The organism is Mesorhizobium sp. WSM1343 (genome assembly GCF_055901535.1).
Genome location: NZ_CM148370.1, coordinates 4,029,431 through 4,048,983, shown reverse-complemented (window position 1 = coordinate 4,048,983; position 19,553 = coordinate 4,029,431). Strand labels below are relative to the sequence as shown.

18 protein-coding genes and 1 tRNA gene are annotated in these 19,553 nt (G+C 62.2%); 11 read left to right on the top strand and 8 right to left on the bottom strand.

Annotated features, from left to right (window positions below; translation table 11 throughout):
- The first annotated feature begins 507 nt into the window (after positions 1-507).
- A complete protein-coding gene (locus AC0NIL_RS19750) occupies positions 508-861 on the top strand; it encodes a hypothetical protein (RefSeq protein ID WP_127369242.1) in 354 nt (117 codons plus the stop codon).
- 401 nt (positions 862-1,262) lie between these two features.
- Here AC0NIL_RS19750 and AC0NIL_RS19745 read toward each other — a convergent pair.
- Both AC0NIL_RS19745 and AC0NIL_RS19740 read right to left on the bottom strand, forming a co-directional pair.
- A tRNA-Val gene (locus AC0NIL_RS19745) sits at positions 1,263-1,337 on the bottom strand.
- A 129-nt stretch (positions 1,338-1,466) separates the two neighbouring features.
- Positions 1,467-2,150: a phosphoglycolate phosphatase gene (locus AC0NIL_RS19740; RefSeq protein WP_013531667.1), complete on the bottom strand. Its 684-nt coding sequence runs from the start codon at positions 2,148-2,150 to the stop codon at positions 1,467-1,469.
- Positions 2,151-2,471: 321 nt separating this feature from the next.
- Between AC0NIL_RS19740 and rpiA the strand changes: the two genes are divergently transcribed.
- The 3 genes from rpiA to gor all read left to right on the top strand — a co-directional run bounded on the left by rpiA (position 2,472) and on the right by gor (position 5,300).
- Positions 2,472-3,203: a ribose-5-phosphate isomerase RpiA gene (rpiA, locus tag AC0NIL_RS19735; protein ID WP_027036598.1), complete on the top strand. Its 732-nt coding sequence runs from the start codon at positions 2,472-2,474 to the stop codon at positions 3,201-3,203.
- Positions 3,190-3,792, top strand: coding sequence for a DUF2059 domain-containing protein (locus tag AC0NIL_RS19730; protein WP_473573320.1), 603 nt, complete (start codon positions 3,190-3,192; stop codon positions 3,790-3,792). The genes rpiA and AC0NIL_RS19730 overlap by 14 nt, the downstream gene beginning before the upstream one ends.
- A 116-nt stretch (positions 3,793-3,908) precedes the next feature.
- Positions 3,909-5,300, top strand: a complete 1,392-nt coding sequence (gene gor, locus AC0NIL_RS19725; protein WP_275953028.1) for a glutathione-disulfide reductase — start codon at positions 3,909-3,911, stop codon at positions 5,298-5,300.
- Between the two features lie 60 nt (positions 5,301-5,360).
- On the opposite strand, the gene mgtE is transcribed toward gor, so the two are convergent.
- Positions 5,361-6,725, bottom strand: a complete 1,365-nt coding sequence (gene mgtE, locus AC0NIL_RS19720) for a magnesium transporter (protein WP_275953027.1) — start codon at positions 6,723-6,725, stop codon at positions 5,361-5,363.
- A gap of 273 nt (positions 6,726-6,998) precedes the next feature.
- Entirely contained in the window at positions 6,999-8,903 is a 1,905-nt protein-coding gene (locus tag AC0NIL_RS19715; protein ID WP_164753936.1) for an ABC transporter ATP-binding protein/permease, read from the bottom strand.
- A 602-nt stretch (positions 8,904-9,505) separates the two neighbouring features.
- Between AC0NIL_RS19715 and AC0NIL_RS19710 the strand changes: the two genes are divergently transcribed.
- Positions 9,506-9,934, top strand: a complete 429-nt coding sequence (locus AC0NIL_RS19710; RefSeq protein ID WP_275953026.1) for a hypothetical protein — start codon at positions 9,506-9,508, stop codon at positions 9,932-9,934.
- Between the two features lie 33 nt (positions 9,935-9,967).
- Here AC0NIL_RS19710 and AC0NIL_RS19705 read toward each other — a convergent pair whose 3' ends face one another.
- Together AC0NIL_RS19705 and AC0NIL_RS19700 are read right to left on the bottom strand one after the other, a co-directional pair.
- The gene (locus AC0NIL_RS19705; protein WP_473573317.1) at positions 9,968-10,648 is read right to left on the bottom strand and encodes a DsbA family oxidoreductase; all 681 of its coding nucleotides are present in this window, start codon (positions 10,646-10,648) and stop codon (positions 9,968-9,970) included.
- 17 nt (positions 10,649-10,665) lie between these two features.
- Entirely contained in the window at positions 10,666-12,486 is a 1,821-nt protein-coding gene (locus AC0NIL_RS19700) for an extracellular solute-binding protein (RefSeq protein ID WP_275953024.1), read from the bottom strand.
- 260 nt (positions 12,487-12,746) lie between these two features.
- On the opposite strand from AC0NIL_RS19700, the gene AC0NIL_RS19695 reads away from it, so the two are divergent.
- A complete protein-coding gene (locus tag AC0NIL_RS19695; protein WP_013531658.1) occupies positions 12,747-13,376 on the top strand; it encodes an invasion associated locus B family protein in 630 nt (209 codons plus the stop codon).
- A 73-nt stretch (positions 13,377-13,449) separates the two neighbouring features.
- On the opposite strand, the gene hspQ is transcribed toward AC0NIL_RS19695, so the two are convergent.
- Positions 13,450-13,773, bottom strand: a complete 324-nt coding sequence (hspQ, locus tag AC0NIL_RS19690) for a heat shock protein HspQ (protein ID WP_027161605.1) — start codon at positions 13,771-13,773, stop codon at positions 13,450-13,452.
- Between the two features lie 125 nt (positions 13,774-13,898).
- On the opposite strand from hspQ, the gene AC0NIL_RS19685 reads away from it, so the two are divergent.
- Positions 13,899-14,861 (top strand): AEC family transporter, encoded by a 963-nt coding sequence (locus AC0NIL_RS19685; protein WP_127368242.1) that lies wholly within the window; start codon positions 13,899-13,901, stop codon positions 14,859-14,861.
- Here AC0NIL_RS19685 and AC0NIL_RS19680 read toward each other — a convergent pair.
- Positions 14,838-16,049 carry a UbiH/UbiF family hydroxylase gene (locus AC0NIL_RS19680; protein ID WP_275953023.1) on the bottom strand — a complete coding sequence of 404 codons (1,212 nt, stop codon included), beginning with the start codon at positions 16,047-16,049 and terminating at the stop codon, positions 14,838-14,840. The two genes, AC0NIL_RS19685 and AC0NIL_RS19680, sit on opposite strands and share 24 nt — an antisense overlap.
- Positions 16,050-16,119: 70 nt before the next feature.
- Here AC0NIL_RS19680 and AC0NIL_RS19675 point away from each other — a divergent pair, with 70 nt between their 5' ends.
- From AC0NIL_RS19675 to AC0NIL_RS19660, 4 genes are read left to right on the top strand one after another with little or no spacing between them, the layout of a single operon-like run.
- Positions 16,120-17,058 carry a DUF2182 domain-containing protein gene (locus tag AC0NIL_RS19675; RefSeq protein WP_275953022.1) on the top strand — a complete coding sequence of 313 codons (939 nt, stop codon included), beginning with the start codon at positions 16,120-16,122 and terminating at the stop codon, positions 17,056-17,058.
- Between the two features lie 14 nt (positions 17,059-17,072).
- Positions 17,073-17,687: a DUF1326 domain-containing protein gene (locus tag AC0NIL_RS19670; RefSeq protein WP_013531653.1), complete on the top strand. Its 615-nt coding sequence runs from the start codon at positions 17,073-17,075 to the stop codon at positions 17,685-17,687.
- Positions 17,688-17,710: 23 nt separating this feature from the next.
- A complete protein-coding gene (gene pcsA, locus AC0NIL_RS19665; RefSeq protein ID WP_024503276.1) occupies positions 17,711-18,517 on the top strand; it encodes a phosphatidylcholine synthase in 807 nt (268 codons plus the stop codon).
- A 57-nt stretch (positions 18,518-18,574) separates the two neighbouring features.
- The gene (locus AC0NIL_RS19660) at positions 18,575-19,552 is read left to right on the top strand and encodes a quinone oxidoreductase family protein (RefSeq protein WP_275953021.1); all 978 of its coding nucleotides are present in this window, start codon (positions 18,575-18,577) and stop codon (positions 19,550-19,552) included.
- The last annotated feature ends 1 nt before the right edge of the window (position 19,553 follow it).

Sequence of the window (19,553 nt, the reverse complement as noted above, 5' to 3'; positions counted from 1 at the left end):
GGTTCGACGAGGGTCGACGGCGGTCACGATGCTGTGGTGGTGATCGCAATAGACGCGATCCGCCGAGGTTGGCCCGGCACAAAAACGATAACCGCCGGGTACCGACCGGTCTTCGCTTACCGGGAAGCGGCACTGATAGACGCCTAGCTGAATGAGGGGGACGTCTTTCGAAATTGGTCTGACATTTTCAGGCATTGTTTTTCAGGTTCCTGGTTCATAGCCATTGCCGGCTGACGGCCGCTATGCGACCGCGTCAAAGCGAGCTTCTCTCGTTTGGAGGGCTGTGGATCACCATATGGTGTCGATCGCAGCGTCAATGAAGCCCGAAACCCTGCTTTCGCAAGCCAATCATTGCGACTTAAGGCCACACTGGCTGCTGGGAGGGCGGGCTGCGGGAGCGAGTACATTTTGTCAGCAGACAGTGCGGTCGCGTCCCGGAGCATCTCTTCGAACCGTTGCGCCGGTGCTATGGTGTGCCTGCATGATCGGACAGCAGGGATATGAGGCATGCCCGAAATCACACGCCGTACACTTCTTGCGTTTACCGCCGTCGCCTCGGTCATTGAACCGACGTTTGCCGAAGCGGAAGGGGCCTCACCCGAATTGCGGGCGCTGATCGGAGCCCATGAAGCCAGCTATGTCGAGCTTCACAGGGTTGTTCATCAAGCGGGCAGCAGCAGCCACGAATGCAAGAGGGCAGACCGGATTGAACAGGAAGCCTTGCTGGCCATCTGCTCCTATCCAGCGATCAGCCGAGGCGACCGCCGGGCCAAGGCCGATTACCTGTTGACCGCCGAGGCTCGGGGTGAACTCGACCTGGAAGAGCACATGCAGGCCATCCTGCACGCGATGAAGCGCTGATCGCGGCTCGACCGGCGTAGGGCAGAGTTTGGCCCCATCGACAGGAGTTCATGCGCGGCGACTATCTCGCCGCCTTCCATTGCTGCGACTACGCATCTTTGGCTAATGGACGAAGCGCTCAGCGACCTGTCGGGCAAGTGACGCTCGATGAAGCCCGGCCCATGGAGCAAGCCCGAGCGCTGAACCGGAACAACGCTATACGGTCTTTTGCGCCGACGACCGCATCGAGGTGTCGTTTTGGGATCGCGAACAGATGAAGGTCCGAAACGGCTCCGACGTCTGCCCGTTCCAGAGATATGCGAGCTACAGCAGCGCGTGGAATTCGCCCAGAAGAATTTTGGCGGGGAAGGGGCGGGGTGTAGTTGCTAGGCATTTTGGGGTGCGGCGTTCAGGAAGGCCGATGGTGGGCGATGCAGGGATTGAACCTGCGACCCCACCCGTGTGAAGGGTGTGCTCTCCCGCTGAGCTAATCGCCCGCTCGTTGCCCGAAGGCCAAGCGAGCCGCGATATAAGGGAGGCAGGTGCGGGAAGTCAAGGCGGTGTCCGGCGTTCTGACACGGATCGGTTTTGCTGTGCTTTGCGCCCTGTCTCCCGCCGCCTTCCGGTCAGTTTCCGGCGGCAGCAATCAGCCTTTGCGCCAGATCGAGCGTCAGGGCGTCGAAATGCGAAATGACAGCCGACGGTTCGAATTCGCGCACATGGCGGTCGGTGTAGCCGAAATCGACCGCCACCACCGGAATGCCGGCGGCTTTCGCCGTGTCGATGTCGGTTTGCGAATCGCCGACCATCAGGGCGCGGTGAGGGTCGCCGCCGGCCAGCTTTATGGTCTCGATCAAATGGCGCGGGTCGGGTTTACGGAAGGCGAACGTGTCCTGGCCGGCGATCGCCGCGAAATGTTTGGTCAGGCCGAGCGCCTCGATCAGCGCCAGCGAGTTGGCTTCGTATTTGTTGGTGCAGATGGCGAGGGTATAGCCGGCCTCCTCGAAGCGCGCGATCGCCTCGACGACACCGGGGTAGGGGCGCGACTTGCCGGGGATGTTGAGTGTGTAGTGGTCGAGGAAAAGTTTCAGCAGCCGGTCGTGCTCCTCGACGGCAAGCGATCGCTGATGGGCGGCGTGCGCCCGCTCGATCATCACCCGGCCACCGTGACCGACAAAACGCCTGAAGCCGGCTTCGTCGACCGCCGCGATCTCGCTGGCGGCCAGGCTGTGGTTCAGGCTGTCGAGCAGGTCCGGCGCTGTGTCGATGAGCGTACCGTCGAGGTCGAACACGATGATCGGTTGGGTCATGGTCTGTCCTGGGCAGGTGTGCAATGGGCAGGCGATAGCGGCTGCGGCGCGTCGAGGCAAGCGCTGGGCCGGCTCGTTCAGGCGGGGCCTGCTTATCAGGCCGGGCATTCGCGGCTGGACGCCGCTATGAAAAAACCCGCCTCGACGGCGGGCTGTTGGCGCAAATCAGCACCATGGGCAAAAATGTAGCATAGCTGCACTCACCCATCAAGGAAATAATTCCTATACCGAGCATCACCTGGAGAAGCGCCGTCCAGGGCTTTGACCGGACCGGCAAAAATGCTACGAGCCCGGCAGCGAATTTCCGGGGCAATAACCGACATGGATGCAAGGCAGTTGAAGGTCGAAGCCGCGCGCGCAGCACTCGCCCATGTGAGCGACGGCATGCGGCTCGGCATCGGCACCGGCACAACGGCCGAGGAGTTCGTGCGGCTGCTTGCCGAAAAGGTTGCAACCGGCATGACCGTCATCGGCGTGCCGACTTCGGAGCGCACCGCGTTGCTGTGCCGCGAGCTTGGCGTGCCGCTGTCGACGCTGGAGGAAACGCCAGAGCTGGATCTCACCGTCGACGGCGCCGACGAAGTCGACCCGGAACTGACCCTGGTCAAGGGCGGCGGCGGCGCGCTGCTGCGCGAGAAGATCGTCGCCGCGGCGTCCCAGCGCATGATCGTCATCGCCGACCGCTCCAAGATGGTCGAGACGCTCGGCCGTTTTCCCCTGCCGATCGAAGTCAATCCGTTCGGCCTGCGCGCCACTGAAATCGCGGTTGCCGCAGCGGCTGAAAAGCTCGGTCTTTCCGGACCGGTCACATTGAGGATGACGGGCGGGCAGGCTTTTGTTACAGACGGCGGCCATTTTATCCTCGATGCATCTTTTGGCCGCATTCCGGATACAAGAGCGCTTTCGAATGCTCTCCACGCCATTCCGGGCGTGGTCGAGCATGGTCTTTTCATCGGGCTGGCTTCAGCGGCCATCATCGCCGGCGGCGACGGTATCCAAACCGTCCATGCCGCCCGAAAACCAGGGAGTTCTACCGATCATGACGTTGCATAACCGGGTTCGCAGCCTTTCCGTCCTTCTGGCGGCCTCGGCCGTTTTCGCCTTCTCGTCGCCGGCGTTTTCGCAGGATGTCACGGAAGCGCACCTGAAGGCCGCCCGCGCGGCGGTCGCTGCGATCCACGCGACCGACCCGTTCGACAACATCCTGCCGCAGGCAGCCGCGGCGCTCGAATCGCAGCTGATCCAGAAGAACCCGGACATGCAGGAACTGATCGGCAAGACCATCAACGAGAAGGCTCTGGCGCTGGCCTCGCGCCGCGCCGACCTCGAGAAGGAAGCAGCACTCGCCTACGCGAAAGTGTTCTCCGAAAAGGAACTGACCGACATCGCCGCCTTCTACAATTCCGATTCGGGCAAGAAGCTGCTCGATAGCGGCCCGACGGTGACCCGCGAATTGGTCAAGGCAGCCGACATCTGGCAGAACGGCCTCGGCCGCGATCTCGCCCAGCAGGTCGGCGAAAAGTTGGCCGCAGCCGCCAAGGCAAAGGCGCAGGCAGCACCTGCCGCGCCCGCCGACGGAGCCGCAGCTCCGGCCGATGGCGCAGCGCCCGCCGACGGCGCGGCCCCCGCGGACAACAACTGACCCGCATTTTCAAATGGCCTTGCGGCCTACTGCGAAAGCCCGGCCTGTCCGGGCTTTTCTTTTGCCGTTTTGCGGCCTACCTGTCTGACACATTTCTGAAGCCTGGGAGCCGCGTCATGGCCGGTTACGACTACGATCTTTTCGTCATCGGCGGCGGCTCGGGCGGGGTGAGGGCGGCGCGCGTCGCCGCGGCACTCGGCAAGCGTGTCGGCATCGCCGAGGAATACCGCTATGGCGGCACCTGCGTCATCCGTGGCTGCGTACCGAAAAAGCTCTACGTCTATGCCTCGCAATTTCCCGAGCACTTCGCCGACGCCGCCGGCTATGGCTGGACGGTGCCGGAAGCCAGTTTCGACTGGCAGACGCTGGTCGCCAACAAGGATCGCGAGATCAGCCGGCTGGAGGCGATCTACGTCAGGAACGTCGAGGGCGCCGGCGGCGAGACCTTCCACTCGCGCGCCATGATCGTCGATCCGCATGTCGTGCATCTCCTGGGTGAGGATCGCACCGTCACAGCAGACCAGATCCTGATTGCCACCGGCGGCCGCCCGGCGGCGCATCCGGCGCTGCCCGGCCACGAACATTGCATCTTTTCCAACGAGGCTTTCGACCTCAAGGAATTGCCCAGGGCGATCATGATCGAGGGCGGCGGTTACATCGCCGTCGAGTTCGCCAACATTTTTCATGGTCTCGGCGTCGACACGACGCTGGTCTATCGCGGCAAGGAGATCCTCAGCCGGTTCGACATGGACCTGCGGCGCATGCTGCACGAAACCATGGAAAAGAAGGGGATAAGGATCCTTTGCCATTCCGTGTCCGAATGGATCCGCAAGCGGCCGGACGGCCGGCTCGACGCGCTGGTCAGCGGTGGCGAGGTGCTGACCGTCGACCAGGTGATGCTGGCCATCGGCCGCATTCCCAACACCGAGAATATGGGCCTGGAAGCCATCGGACTGGAGATGACCAAGACCGGCGCCATCGCCGTCGACCAATATTCCCGCACCAATGTCGACAACATCTGGGCAATCGGCGACGTCACCAACCGCGTGCAGCTGACGCCGGTGGCGATCCATGAGGCGATGTGCTTCATCGAAACCGCCTTCAAGGGAAATCCGACCGCTCCCGATCACGAGACGATCGCGACCGCCGTCTTTTCACAGCCCGAGATCGGCACTGTCGGCCTGTCGGAGGACGACGCCGTCAAACGCTTTTCCGACATCGAGATCTACCGCGCCACATTCCGGCCGATGCGGCACACCCTGTCCGGGCGCGACGAGAAGATGCTGATAAAGCTGGTGGTCGATGGCGCGTCGAAGAAAGTGCTTGGCGCCCACATATTGGGGCCGGACGCCGGCGAGATGGCGCAGCTTCTTGGCATCCCGCTGAAGGCCGGCCTGACCAAGGGCGATTTCGACCGTACGATGGCCGTGCATCCGACAGCGGCGGAAGAACTGGTCACCATGTACAAGCCGACCTATCGCGTGAAGGACGGCGAGCGGGTCGATTGACGGCAAAGCCGGGTTGAGGAACTCCGCCGCGGCAAGGACATGCCACGGCGGAGATGGTTGCTACAGCAGCGTGCCGCGCAGGATCATCAGCGCCACCGAGAAATAGATCACCAGCCCGGTGACATCGACCAGCGTGGCAACGAACGGCGCCGATGCGCTGGCCGGATCGAAGCCGATGCGCTTCAAGGCGAACGGCAGCATCGACCCCGACAGCGAACCGAAGGTGACGATGCCGACCAGTGCAGCACCCACCGTGGTGGCGATCAGCGGCCAGTGCGGGCCATAGTCGTAGAAGCCCATATACTGCCAGAGCGCGATGCGGCAGACGCCGACCACACCGAGCATGGCGCCCAGCACGAGGCCGGTGGGCAGCTCGCGCAGCGCCACCCGCCACCAATCGCCAAGGCCGATCTCGCGCAGCGCCAGCGCGCGGATGACCAGCGAGGTCGCCTGCGAGCCGGAATTGCCGCCGGAGCTCATGATCAGCGGGATGAACAGCGTCAGCACGATCGCCTTCTCCAGCTCGCCCTCATAGCTCTGCATGGCGTTAGCCGTCAGCATCTCCGAGATGAACAGCGCGCACAGCCAGCCGCCGCGTTTCCTGATCATGGCGAGGAAGCTCATCTTCATGTACGGCTCGTCCAGCGCCTCCATGCCGCCGAAACGGTGCACGTCCTCGGTCGTCTCCGCGATCATCGTGTCGATGATGTCGTCGATGGTGACGATGCCGAGGATCTTGCCATGGTCGACGACCGGAACGGCGAGCAGATCGTATTTGGAGATCGTCTGCGCCAGCGTTTCGCGATCGGTCAGCGGGCCGACCGTCACCGGAAGATGATCCGGCGCCACCGTCATGATCGAATCGTCCGGCTCACCGGTGATCAGCCGGCGCAGGCCCGTCGAGCGCACAAGCAGGTGCGTTTGCGGATCGACGATATAGATCGCATAGACGGTCTCGCGCGTCCGCTCCACCTTGCGGATGTAGTCGAGCGTTTGCCCGACGCTCCAGTCCGAGGGCACGCTGACGAACTCCGTCGTCATGATCGATGCGGCACTGCCTTCGGGATAGCCGAGGATGGAGAGCAGCGTTGCGCGCAGCGGCGGCGCAAGTCCGCCAAGCAGCTCGGAACGCGCCGGCTCTTCCAGTTCGCGCAGGATGTCGGCTGCACGGTCGACCGACATGGCGGTGAGCAGCTTGCCCGCCTTGGCGCGCGGCAGCGCCTCCATGCGTTCCGACGCGCCGTCGAGTTCCGGCTGATCGAAGATCTCGACCAGACGTTCGAACGTCACTTCACAGAGCAGTTCCGTCGCGGTCTCTCGAGGCTCCCTGTTCAGGGCCTCGACAATGTCGGCGACGTGATCGTTGGCTAGGATACGGGCAATCGCGACGGCCTCGTCGCTTGCCACCGTGGTAAATTCGTTCATGGCTCACTCCTTGCCGTCCGGCAGGACATGAACCATGTGAGGTCACGTCAGGGCGGACGGCTGTTGCGTTCGACTGTGACTGTCGCCAGGCATGGCGCGGTGACCTTTCCGATTGCGGGTTCGCATTTTTACTATCTGCAAGCGGGCGCAACATAGGAGCGCGCCTTGCCGTGTCAATCGCGGTGAGGAGGGAAAATGCCGACGAGCAGCCGAGATCGCGAGACTGTGATCACCGGCCGCCGTTCGACCAGGCAGACCAGGGCGGAATAACCGTTATTTCTGCTTCAGCCGGCGCGAGAAGCGCAGCCACTTGTCCTCGACCGGCCTTGGGGCCGGCCTTGGCTGCACCAGAATGGTAGTGAGTTCGGCGGGCAGGGTCGGAACCAGCGGCTTCTTGGTGGCGACGCCGTCGGCGATCGCGACGATGCTGTGATAGAATTCGCTGCCCGTCATCGATCTCGGCGCCACCGCCTCGTGCATGACGCTGATCACCGTGACATCGGGGCAGTTGTCCTTGATGGCCTGGTGGAAGGCGACCTTGCCATCGGGGTCGAGCGCGCCGGTCGCCTCGTCGAGGAACAGCAATCCCGGCTGCTGCAGCACGATGCGGGCCACCACCAGCTTCTGTTTCTGGCCGCCCGACAGAACCTGGTCCCAGCTTTTGCCTTCGCGGCTTTCGTCGGCCATGTGCTCGATAAAGTCGCCGAGCCCCGCCTTGTGCAGCGCCGACGCCACCTGCGCATCGCCATGGTCGTGCTCGGAGCCGGGCAGGCAGACCAGTTGCTTCAGCGACACAGGCTGCAGCTTGACCTCCTGGGCGGCATAGAAACTCTTGACGCCCTCTGGGAAGACGATGGTGCCGCGGCCATAGGGCCACAGGCCGTTGATCGCCTTGATCAGCGAGGTCTTGCCGCAACCGGACTCGCCTTTCAGGAAAGTCCATTCGCCGCGCCGGAAGCGCAGATTGGCGGCGCTGAGAAAGGGCGTCGCGTCCTCGCCCTGATGCGCCAGTTCGAGCTTCTGGATGGTCAGGCCGAAAACCGGGTTCTGGCTGGCATAGTGGAAGTCGGAGCGGCCGGTCTGGCTGTAGAATTCCTGCGGATGCTGGACATTCTCGATCGCATTGGCCAATTCGGTGACACGCTGGCTGTTGGCGCGCAACGTGGCGATGGCGGGCATGACGTGGATGAACCACGAACACTGGCCGATCAGCGAATTGACCAGCTCGGAGCCGGTTATGTAGCCCTTGAGGTCGAGACCGTTGTGGATGAACGGCACCAGGCCCGGTCCGTAGGCGACAATGCGGGCACCGATGAAATTGTAGATCAGCTCGAACGACATGTAGACGGTGTTGACGATGTTCAGCCGCGTCCAGGTGCCGTCGATGTCGACATAAAGCCGGCCATGCATGGTCCTTTGCACGCCTTCGCCCTGAGACGCCGCGACATGGAAGGAGCGGCGCAGGAATGTCGTCAGCTCGCCGCGATAGCTGCCCTCGGCCTGCTGCATCCTGACGTTGAGGCGCTCGAGCAGGCCGCCGAGCTTGACCGCGATCCAAGTGTTCAGCGGCACGTAGGTGGCGACGGCCAGGAAGGCGAGGATGGCGCTGCCATAGCTGCCGAGGAATTCCAGCCCCTTCACCTCGACGGAGTTTTCGAGCAGCTTCTGGCCGACGAAATAGAGCGATGTGGCAACGCCAAGCACGCCCATGGCGAGCCCGATGGCGCCACCGGTCATGTCCTTGATGGATTCCTGGACGCGCTGGTCGATGTTGTCGGGGGCCGGTGCGCCGCTGCCGGTCGACGCGTGCTGGGCATGGAAATGCGTATGATTGCCGTCCAGCAGCGCTTCATTGAAGCGGCTGTCCAGCCAACCGCGCCATTTGCGGTGCAACGTCGCCGAGACAAGGTTGCGGATACCGGTGAAGCCAGCGTCCTTGAGTACGACCAGCAGCACGAGGACGCCGGCATTGACCAAAAGCGAGCGAAGCGGCGTGGTGTTGGCGGCGTCATGGAAGAAGGCGATGGAATTGACCAGTTCGCCCGAGGCTTCGGCGAACCAGACACCGGCCTTGCTGGACAACGCCGTGAGCAGCGCGATCACCAGCGTCAGCGTCCAGGCTTCCTTCCAGCGGTCGGAAACCCAGTAGGCCCGCATCAGGCCCCAGAAGCTGCGCATCGACGACACCGGCGTCAGAAGCGATCGCCCTGCGGCATCGCGAGGTGTTTTTTCCGGTACTGACTCTTGCGATGGTCTACCGACCCGAATCACTATCCCGCCCAAACCTTTTTTCTTTTGTTACGGATGGTAACACCAATTGATCATTTTCCATTAATTTAAAACCGGGCCGACCGGATTGCCCCGGCAGCCGTTGCCGTGAGGCAACAGATTACATGCTGAAATATAGCGACAACGGTTGGCAAAAAGCCAGATATTGCTTTTAATTTCATGTGCTTGATATATCGAGGCGTGGCGTTGGCACGGCTTCCCCTAGGGAAGGCTTTCACACGGTTTCGTGAACTCGAAATCATATCGAGCGACCGGTTTTCTTACTGTGGACGGCTCAAAGAGCTCGAAAATCTGCGGCTCGTGACACGCCAGGATTGCCGTGGTCGTCCCTGCCGGGGGCAGGAATTGACGGGAGAATCGATCGAGCGGCGCGTTCCGTCTTGTCGGGTCAGACAAGGGACTGCGTTTGACAATTCATCCGCCTGGGATTGAACCTTGCCCGGCATCGGCGACACTCATGCATGTCCGGTTCTCCAATAAGGAAGCTCCCAATGCTTGCACGCGCGGCCGCAATCCTGTCCCTCCTTGCCCTTGTACCTTTGGCGCATGCCGGCGAGCAAAGCATTCCGGCCAGCGCCGAGGGCCAGATCGAGTTCAACACGCCGTCCGGCAACATCGGCTGCATCTACACGCCCAAAGGCGGCACCGGCACCTATGAGCCGAGGGATGGCGGCCCGGAACTGAGCTGCTCGCGCGTCGAGCCGAGCTACCTTACGATTATCCTGGGTCCGAAGGGGCCAGCAACGCTGATCGAGAACCCAGGCGAGCAGGGCTGTTGCAGCGATGTCGACAAGCTTGGCTACGGCAACAGCTGGAGCGCCGGGCCGTTCTCGTGCCAGTCGTCAACCAAGGGACTGACCTGCACGGCGACGAACGGCCATGGATTTTTCATCAGCAAGGCCAAGGCGACGGCGAAGTAACGTCTGCCGCTGTCGCGGAGAGGCCGGCCGGCCTCAGCCGGCCTTGTCCAGTTCGCCGCGCGCCTTGGCGGTCGCAACCTGGCCAATGGCATCGGCCAGCGTATCGGCATCCTGCGCGCCCATGACGGCGTATTTGTCCTCGAGCAGGAAGCAGGGCACGCCAGAAATGCCCATGCGAGACGCGGTGGCGATCTCGGTGCGCACCGCCTCGACATCGGCCTCGGTCGGCAAAAGCGAGGCGACCACGGACGCATCCATGCCGGCCTCGCGCGCCGCCTCGACCAGGACCGCATGATCGCCAATGTTGGCGCCTTCCTCGAAATTCAGCTGGAACAGCCGCCGTACAAGCCTGTTCTGAATGGCTTCGCCGGCGGCCCCTGCCCAACGGATCAGCCGGTGCGCATCCAGCGTGTTCGGCGCCACCTTGATGGCGTCGAAGGCAAACGAGATGCCTTCGATTTCACCGAGCGGCTCGATGCGGGCGTGAATTTCGCGGATGCGCTCGTCGCTGCCGAATTTTGCCAGCATGTATTCGCGGCGGTCCTTGCCTTCGGGCGGAATGGTCGGATCGAGCTGGAACGGCCGCCAGCGGACATGCACGTCGACATCGCCGACGGCGGCGATTGCCCTGTCGAGCCGCTTCTGGCCGATGAAGCACCAGGGGCAGACGACATCGGACACCACATCGACGGTGATGGCGTTCAATTCGCTCATCTCGATCTCCTGATCCCTCAGTTGGGTTTGCGCCACCATGTTGGCAGTTGATACCCGAATATGGGCGTCTTTTGCGGATGTTCCAGGTAGTTCCAGTAGGCGATCCATTGCTGCGTGTTGTACTGCATCGGCACCATGTAGTTGCCGGAGATCAGCAGCCGGTCGAGAACGCGAACGGCGGCAACATAATCCTCCTTGGAGCGGGCGCGCAGCATCGCCTCGATTGCCGCGTCCACAGCCGGATCGGCGACGCCGGCGAGATTGAACGAGCCTTCCGTCCGGGCGGCAGTCGAACTCCAGCGCCCGCTCTGCTCGATGCCGGGTGACAACGAATTGTTGAAGCCGCTCGATCCGACCAAGACCTCGAAATCGAAGCGCTGCTTGCGCGACTGGATCTGATCGCCGTCGAGGCTGCGAATGGTGAGATTGATGCCGATCTTCTCCAGCGTGCGCTGATAGATGCCGGCAAGGCGCTCCTCGTCCTGCGAAGCGGTCAGGATCTCAAAGCCGAAGGGTTTGCCTTCGGGATCGAGCATCGTTCCGTTCTGCACGTGGTAGCCGACACTTTTCAAAAGATCGAAAGCTGCCTTCAAGACGCGCCGATCCTGGCCCGATCCGTCGGTCACCGGCGGCCGCCATGTGCCGTCCATGACATCGGCCGGCACGCGGCCGGGGTAGGGCGCCAGAAGCGCTTTCTCCCTGTCGTCGGCCGGATGGCCGAGCGCGGAAAGCTCGGAATTCTGCCAGTAACTCATCGTGCGCGTGTATTTGCCGCCGAACAGGTTCTTGTTGGCCCATTCGAAGTCGTAGAGCATGCCGAGCGCGCGCCGCACGACCGGGTTGGCGAACTTCTGCAGCCTTGTGTTGAACAGGAAGCCGGTCACGACAGGCGGAATGCCGGTGTCGAAGGTTTCGGCGATCACATCGCCCTTGTGGAAGGCCGGAAAATCGAGATCGCGCTCGCGCTTCACCGGATCGCTGTCGTCATCGATGGCGCAGAGGCCTTTCTTGAACGCTTCGAGCTTGGCGTTGGCGTTGAGGAAATACTCGATGGTGATCTGGTCGTAATTGTCGAAACCGCGCTTGGCGGGGACATCCTTGCCCCAATAGTCCGGGTTGCGCTTGAAGACGATGCGCTGGCCTGGCTGCACCTGCGCGATCGTATACGGACCGCTGCCGATCACCGGCTTGAGCGTCGTCCTGTCGAAAGTCTCCTTGTCGAAGGCGTGCTTCGGGATGATCGGGGTCAGCGCGATGATCAGCGGGAATTCGCGATCGGCCTTGTCGTTGAAGGTGAAGCGCACGCTGTGGTCGCCGGTCTTTTCGAGCTTGGCGACCCTGGCCATGCGGTCGCTGTAAGGCGGGCGGCCTTTGTCGGTGTAGACATCATAACTGAACAGCACGTCCTCCGGCGTCACCGGCTGACCGTCCGACCATTTGGCCCTCGGATTGAGATGGAACTCGATGCTCTTGCGCTCCGGATCCATGTCGGCGCTGTCGGCCAACAAACCGTAGAGCGTGAAAGCCTCGTCGGCATTGCGCTGCATCAACGGCTCGAAGACCAGATTGCCGAAGATCGTATCCATCATGCCGCGCGCCGTGGTGCGCAGGCTCTTGAGGATGAAAGGGTTGAGATTGTCGAAGCTGCCGACGACGCAATAGGTGATCGAGCCACCCTTCGGCGCGTCGGGATTGACGTAGTTGAAATGCGTATAGTCGGGCGGCAGCGCCGGCTCGCCCTGCATGGCGATGGCGTGCTTCGGCTCCGATGCGGCCGGCTGATGCGAAAGGGCGAGAAACGATATCGCGGTGATCAGCCAAACAAGAACGCGGCCCATGACCGTCTCCTTACTGGGCGGCTTGATGATTCGGACTGCACCCTAGCATGGCGCCACCGCGCTCCGGCCAGATACATCAGCCCAAATCGCACGGCCCAAATCGCACGGCCAAGAATCGCAGGCGCCGGGCTGGATTCGGCCTCGCTTGCAGTGTAACACGCCCTCCGAAGTCATTCTGTTGCCTCATTTCGGCAACAGGTAGCTGGACCACACGGCACGAAGAAGCCGGTCCCGGGATCATTTGAGAGGAAGTGCACGACATGACGAGCCTGAACAGCAACGCGTACCGCCTGTCGGTCATGGCCGCTGGCGTGGTCGGCTTTCTCGGCGCAGGACTTCCCGCCGCTTCCGCACAGCAGCAGCAGCAGATTCCGCAAGGCTGGTTCAAGGCCTGCACCAAGCAGGAAGATGTCGACATCTGCAACGTCCAGAACATCACCACTGCCGGCAATGGCCAGCTGGTCACCGGCGTCAGCCTGATCGAGCTCAAGGGCAAGGTGAACCGCAAGGTGTTCCAGGTGACGGTTCCGACCGGCCGTCTGGTGCCTCCCGGCATCGGCCTGCAGATCGACACCGGCAAGGCGCAGAAGCTCGACTATGTGATTTGCTTCCCGGATCGTTGCGTGGCCGAAGTGCCGCTGACCGATCAGCTCGTCGCGGCATTCAAGAAAGGCCAGGCGATCACGCTGACTTCCGTCAATTTCCAGAACCAGCCCAATCCGATCAAGATCGCCCTGCAGGGCTTCAGCGGCGCCTATGACGGCCCGGCGCTGCAGCAGTCGGACATCGAGGACAGGCAGAAGAAGCTTCAGGACTTCGTCGCCAAGAACAACCAGGATTTCGCCAAGAAGCTCAAGGAAGAGCAGGACAAGGCGAAGACCGCCAACTGATCGGCCGATATCGCCGAGCCAACAAAAAAGCGGGGTTCATGCCCCGCTTTTTTTGTGATTGTCTTCCAGCAGGCTAATGCGTGGACTGCCGTTTCGGCTGGTAGCCGCCGTCCGGCCTCTTGTCGAACATCTCTTTGATCTGCGGATGCCGGACCGGCTCACCCGACTGATCCTCAAGCAGATTCTGCTCGGAGACGTAGGCGATGTATTCGGTCTCCGAATTCTCGGCGAGCAGATGATAGAAAGGCTGATCCTTGCGCGGCCGCACGTCGGCGGGGATGGCTTCGTACCATTCGTCGGTGTTGGCGAATTGCGGATCGACATCGAAAATGATGCCCCTGAATGGAAACAGCCGGTGGCGAACCACCTGTCCGATTGCGAATTTGGCTGTTTTCATCGTACTCACCACTGAATTCCTTGAGCTTATTTGGCGCAGACCGCGCATCAATTCAATCCCGAGGCGCTTGACGCCCTATTAAGCAACGGGCTAGCCCGGCGCCAGGGTTTCGGACCAGCATAAAAATGTCTGACGTCATCGGTCTTGTTCTTCCGTTCTTCGGCTTGATTTTTGTCGGGTTTCTGGTGGCGCGCATCACCAGGCAGCCGCTGGACGCGCTCGGCTGGATGAACACGTTCATCGTCTATGTCGCGCTGCCGGCACTTTTCTTCCAGCTGCTTGCCAAGACGCCGTTTGAAGACCTGACGGAATGGCGCTTCATCTTCGGCTCGGTCGTCTCGACCTTCATGATATTTTCCTTGATGTTCATGGGGTCGGTCCTGACCTCGCGCGGCGAGATAGCGCAATCGACCATCAAGGCGCTCGCGGCCGCCTATGGCAATATCGGCTATATGGGACCGGGCCTGGCATTGCTGGCCTTCGGCGAGGAGGCGGCTGTGCCGGTCGCCTTGATCTTCTGTTTCGAGAACATCATGCATTTCGCCATCGCGCCCATGATGATGGCGCTGTCTGGCGACGAGAAGACCACTCCTCTCCGGCTTGCGCTCGGCGTCGTGCGCAAGATCGTGCTGCATCCGTTCATCATCGCAACCACCCTGGGTGTCGGCGCCGCCTATATCGGCTTTCGACCGCCCGTGCCGGTGGAGCGATTTCTAGAATATCTTTCCCGTGCGGCCGCACCTTGCGCGCTGTTTGCCATGGGCGTCACGCTGGCGCTCAGGCCGCTCAATCGCGTCCCGCATGAGATGGTTCCGATCGCCGCGCTGAAGCTGATCCTGCACCCGTTGCTCTGTTATGTCGTGCTGAGCTGGATCGGCAATTTCTCTGAGACATGGGTCTTCTCGGCGGTGCTTCTGGCCGCATTGCCGACCGCCACGAACGTCTTCGTCATCGCCCAGCAGTATGGCGTCTGGGTACAGCGAGCGTCGGCCAGTGTGCTGATCACTACCTGCCTGTCGGTCGTGACCGTTACCGGGCTGCTCTACCTGATCCGGCACAATATCCTAGCGCCGGACCTGTTTCCCTAACCCGCCGGCAAGCGCGGCAAAACCGCTGCCGGGACGAAGCCCCTCGCGCATGAAAAAAGCCCGAAGCGGCGCGAAGCCTCCGAGCACGCCGAGCCCGGCAACGCGGGCCATCTGCGCCGGCAGCATGTCGGAAAGCAGCGACATGTTGAGCAGGTTGACCGCGCTGCTGCGCGCCAGAATGTCGGGGCGGCGCTTGAAATCGTAGGCTGCAAGCGCCTTGGCTGCGCCCGGATCGGATAGATTTTCACAAGCGATTCCAATTAGATCGTCGACGTCTCTGATGCCGAGGTTGAGGCCTTGCGCACCGATCGGCGGAAACACATGGGCGGCTTCGCCGACCAGCGCCACCCGATCCCTTGCGAAACGCAGCGGCGTCACCGCCGATAGCGGGTAGATCTGCCGGCCCGGCTCGACAGCCACCCGGCCCAGCATCGACTGCATCTGCTGTTCGACCCGCTGAGAAAGTGTCGCATCGTCCAGCGCGGCGAGCTCGGTCGCGGTCTCGGGCTTGACCACCCAGACCAGGCTGGAGCGATTGCCGGGCAGCGGGACCTGCGTGAACGGACCGGTCTCGGTGTGGAATTCCGTCGAGGTGAAGGCGTGATCGCCGCTATGGCCGAAATTGAGGACGAGAGCTGCCTGCGGGTAGGACCGGGCCGAGGTCGAGATGCCGGCCGCCTGGCGCGCCGGTGACAAGCGTCCGTCAGCGGCGACCGCCAGCGATGCGTCAACCGAGCTGCCGTCGGCGAGGCCGGCACGGACATGCTCGGCATCGAGATGCCAGTTCGCCACCATCGACCTCAGCCAGTCGATGCCGGCATGCGCGGCAACGGCGCTGGCGAGTGCCGGGGTGAGGACGCTGTTGGGAAGATTCAGCCCGAATTCATCCTCGTCGATCTCGCTGGCGCGGAAGGTGACGACCGGGCTGCGGATCAGCCTGCTGGTGGCATCGACGATGCGCATCACCTTCAGAGGCGCCGCCTTGGATTTGACGGCTTCGAGCACGCCGAGCCGGTCGAGCACTTTCAAGGCAGGGTTCATCAGGGCCGTCGTGCGACCATCGGGGGCGGTGGCCTCCGGCCCGACCAGTGTCACCGGGAAACCTTCGGCGGCAAAACCCAGTGCCGCGATCAGCCCTGCCGGCCCCGTGCCGGCAATCAGTATCCGCGCAGTTTGCTGATGCTCCAAGATCGGCTTCCGGCTTGCAATGCGAGGCGGTCCACCCGACCTGCCGTTCGATCAGCATATAGGTCAGATCATGCCGCTTGATCAACGCGGCGATTCGGCCCATTCGGATGTCATGACCGGCCAGCAGGACGACTTCAGCCATCTCGACCGCGCCGGCCGCGCCATGGCCGGCATCGCGCGCAATCCCCGGGTCACGGTAAACGTCGTTGTCGGCGCTTGCATCCTGCTTGCATGGCTGTCTCTTGCGGCGATGGCAATCCGCGGGGCTGAAACAGGGATTGCGGGCGTCGGCGCCCCTGGCGACACGATCCTTCGCAGCCTGCCGCAACTGCCGCTGCCCTATTTCCTGGAACGGTTCTTTGTGCTGTGCCTCTCACCGGTGCCTTTGGACGCAGGTCTCGGCTTGCAGGCCGGCGCGCTCGTTTCGATGTGGTTCCTGATGGCGATCGCGACGATGCTGCCTTCGGCGGCGCCGATGATACGCACCTATTGCGAGATCGCTGACACGGCACGCATCAAGGGCGAACCGGTCGTTCACCCGCTGCTGCTGGTCGCCGGCTATCTCAGCGTCTGGCTCGCCGCTTCAATTGCGTTCGCGGCGCTGACCTTGGCCGTCCATGCATTCGCTTCGTCAGCCGGGATGCTCGATCCGGTCGTCGGCATTGCCGGTGCGCTCGCTCTGCTGATTGCCGGCCTCTACCAGTTCGGCGGCTTGAAGGAAGCTTGCCTGAAGAAATGCAGGAACCCGTTCTCGATCCTTTTCGCGAGCTGGAGCGCAAGGCCCCTTAACATCTTTCGGCTCGGTGCCGCGCAAGGTCTGTGGTGTCTGGGCTGCTGCTGGGCCTTGATGCTGGTGATGTTCGCCGTTGGCGTCATGAACGTTTTCTGGATGGCGTTGATCGGCCTGTTCACCCTGATCGAAAAACAAACGGCCAGCAGGGTTCCAACCCGGCTGGCCGGTGCGATACTGCTTGTCTGGGCAGCCGCGCTGCTAGTAGTCTCGCTGTGAGTGGGGGAAAATCGATGGCAGACCAGAGCTGGGCGATGAAGGGAGAGCTCGTACTCTCCTGCAATTGCACGGTTTTTTGCCCTTGCGTGCTCTCGCTTGGCAATCATCCGCCGACCGAAGGCTATTGCCAGACATGGGCCGGGTTTCGCATCGATGCCGGCCATTTCGGTGAGGTCGATCTGTCCGGGCTCAATCTTGGGCTGATCATGGAAATCCCAGGCTATATGAGCCGCGGCAACTGGACCGCGGGCCTGTTCATCGACAGCCGCGCCTCTGTCTATGCGGTCAAGGCGCTGACAAAGATCTTCACGGGCAAGGCAGGTGGAACCACATCGCTGCTCTCAATCCTCGTCGGCAAATTCCTCGGTGTCGAGCAGGTGCCGATCACCTATGAGACGCGTGACAAAACGCGTATCTTCCAGATACCCAGGATTATCGACGGAGCGGTCACACCCATCCAAGGCAAGGACCGTGACAAGGATACGGTGATCAGCAATTCGGAATACTGGATCGCGCCCGAGATCATCGTGGCCAGGTCCGACAAGAGCAAGATGCGGGCTTTTGGCCGCAATTGGAATTTCGCCGGCCGTTCGGCCGAAATCTGCAAGCTGGATTGGCGGGGCCCGTGAGCAAGAACACAACGGCCAGGAATTTGGCAGCACGAAAAGCCGCCAAAAAGATCACGGACCGGATTCCGCGCCCGAAGAAGAAGGTCACCTGGCCGCAGGCGAGGGCGTTCTCCGTCCACCTTTTGACCGCCTCGGGGTCGTTCCTGGCCTTCCTGTCGCTCGTGGCGGCAAGTGAAGAGCGCTGGACCGCAATGTTCTGGTGGCTCGGGCTGGCTCTGTTCGTCGACGGCATCGATGGGCCGATCGCCAGAAAACTCGAGGTCAAGGAGATCCTGCCGACATGGTCGGGCGAACTGCTCGACAACATCATCGACTACGTGACCTACGTGCTGATCCCGGCCTTCGCGCTCTATCAGCGCGGCTTCATGGGCGAGGGCCTGTCATTCCTGTCGGCGGCGATCATCGTCGTTTCCAGCGCCATCTACTATGCCGACACCGGCATGAAGACGAAGGAGAATTTCTTCAAGGGATTCCCGGTGGTCTGGAACATGGTGGTGTTCACCCTGTTCGTCATCGAGCCCGGACAATGGGTTTCGTTCGCGGTGGTGGTGGTGGCCGGCGTCCTGACTTTCGTGCCGATCAACTTCATCCACCCGGTGCGGGTGGTGCGGCTGCGGCGCATCAACCTCGGGATGACCCTGTTGTGGTGCGCTTTCGGCGCGCTTGCCCTGGCCCAAGCGGCGCTCGCCGCCTTCTACGATCAGATCGGCGTGCTGGGCGAGCAGGTCAGCACCTTCACCAAGATCGGCATCACCATCACCGGGCTTTATCTTGCCTGCATCGGTGGCATCATGCAGTTCTTTCCCAATCTCGGTGCCAAAAAGGCCTGATCGGCCACTCCCACAGGGAGCCTGGCCCCACAAGCCTAGCCCACAGGAAGCCTAGCAATGTCCAAAGCGATCCGCATTCATGCCAATGGCGGCCCGGAAGTTCTGACCTATGAGGACGCTGATCCCGGCCAGCCGGGATCCGGGCAGATCCTGGTCCGGCACACCGCGATCGGCCTCAATTTCATCGATGTCTACCATCGCTCCGGTCTCTATCCGCCACCCGGCGGCTTCCCGCTCGTGCCAGGCAGCGAAGCCGCCGGCGTGGTGCTGGAGGTCGGCCATGGCGTCGACTGGCTGAATCCGGGCGATCGCATCGCTTATGCCGTGACGACGGGGGCTTACGCGCAAGAACGCGTCATCGATGCCAGCCGCGCCGTCAAGGTTCCGGATGGCATCAGCGACGAACAGGCCGCAGCGATGATGCTGAAGGGCATGACCGCGGAATATCTGCTGCGGCGGACGTTCAAGGTGAAAGCCGGCGACACGATCCTGTTCCATGCCGCGGCAGGCGGCGTCGGCCTGATCCTCGGCCAATGGGCAAAACATCTCGGCGCCACCGTCATCGGCACCGCCAGCTCGTCCGACAAGATCGAGCTCGCCAGGGCGCATGGTTTCGATCACGTCATCAACTACAAGGAACAGGATTTCGTCGCCGGCGTCGCCGCCATTACCGGCGGCAAGAAATGCGATGTCGTCTACGATTCGGTCGGCAACGACACGTTTCCGGCTTCGCTCGACTGCCTGCGGCCGCTTGGCATGTTCGTCAGCTTTGGCCAGTCCTCGGGACCTATACCGCCGTTCAGCATGTCGTTGCTGGCACAGAAGGGCTCGTTGTTTGCAACAAGGCCGACACTGTTCGTCTACAACGCAAAACGCGAGGACCTCGACGCTTCTGCTGCCGCTCTGTTCGAGGTCGTGCTCAGCGGCGCGGTCGAGATCAAGATCAACCAGCGCTACGCGCTGAAGGACGCCGGCAAGGCGCATTCCGACCTCGAGGGCCGCAGGACCACAGGGACGACCATTCTCATCCCTTAGT

Bases quoted from the DNA above. Each gene is read 5' to 3' on its own strand.
- AC0NIL_RS19750 (WP_127369242.1), top strand. From the start codon at position 508: ATGCCCGAAATCACACGCCGTACACTTCTTGCGTTTACCGCCGTCGCC.
- AC0NIL_RS19740 (WP_013531667.1), bottom strand. From the start codon at position 2,150: ATGACCCAACCGATCATCGTGTTCGACCTCGACGGTACGCTCATCGAC.
- rpiA (WP_027036598.1), top strand. From the start codon at position 2,472: ATGGATGCAAGGCAGTTGAAGGTCGAAGCCGCGCGCGCAGCACTCGCC.
- AC0NIL_RS19730 (WP_473573320.1), top strand. From the start codon at position 3,190: ATGACGTTGCATAACCGGGTTCGCAGCCTTTCCGTCCTTCTGGCGGCC.
- gor (WP_275953028.1), top strand. From the start codon at position 3,909: ATGGCCGGTTACGACTACGATCTTTTCGTCATCGGCGGCGGCTCGGGC.
- mgtE (WP_275953027.1), bottom strand. From the start codon at position 6,725: ATGAACGAATTTACCACGGTGGCAAGCGACGAGGCCGTCGCGATTGCC.
- AC0NIL_RS19715 (WP_164753936.1), bottom strand. From the start codon at position 8,903: ATGCGCAGCTTCTGGGGCCTGATGCGGGCCTACTGGGTTTCCGACCGC.
- AC0NIL_RS19710 (WP_275953026.1), top strand. From the start codon at position 9,506: ATGCTTGCACGCGCGGCCGCAATCCTGTCCCTCCTTGCCCTTGTACCT.
- AC0NIL_RS19705 (WP_473573317.1), bottom strand. From the start codon at position 10,648: ATGAGCGAATTGAACGCCATCACCGTCGATGTGGTGTCCGATGTCGTC.
- AC0NIL_RS19700 (WP_275953024.1), bottom strand. From the start codon at position 12,486: ATGGGCCGCGTTCTTGTTTGGCTGATCACCGCGATATCGTTTCTCGCC.
- AC0NIL_RS19695 (WP_013531658.1), top strand. From the start codon at position 12,747: ATGACGAGCCTGAACAGCAACGCGTACCGCCTGTCGGTCATGGCCGCT.
- hspQ (WP_027161605.1), bottom strand. From the start codon at position 13,773: ATGAAAACAGCCAAATTCGCAATCGGACAGGTGGTTCGCCACCGGCTG.
- AC0NIL_RS19685 (WP_127368242.1), top strand. From the start codon at position 13,899: ATGTCTGACGTCATCGGTCTTGTTCTTCCGTTCTTCGGCTTGATTTTT.
- AC0NIL_RS19675 (WP_275953022.1), top strand. From the start codon at position 16,120: ATGCCGCTTGATCAACGCGGCGATTCGGCCCATTCGGATGTCATGACC.
- AC0NIL_RS19670 (WP_013531653.1), top strand. From the start codon at position 17,073: ATGGCAGACCAGAGCTGGGCGATGAAGGGAGAGCTCGTACTCTCCTGC.
- AC0NIL_RS19660 (WP_275953021.1), top strand. From the start codon at position 18,575: ATGTCCAAAGCGATCCGCATTCATGCCAATGGCGGCCCGGAAGTTCTG.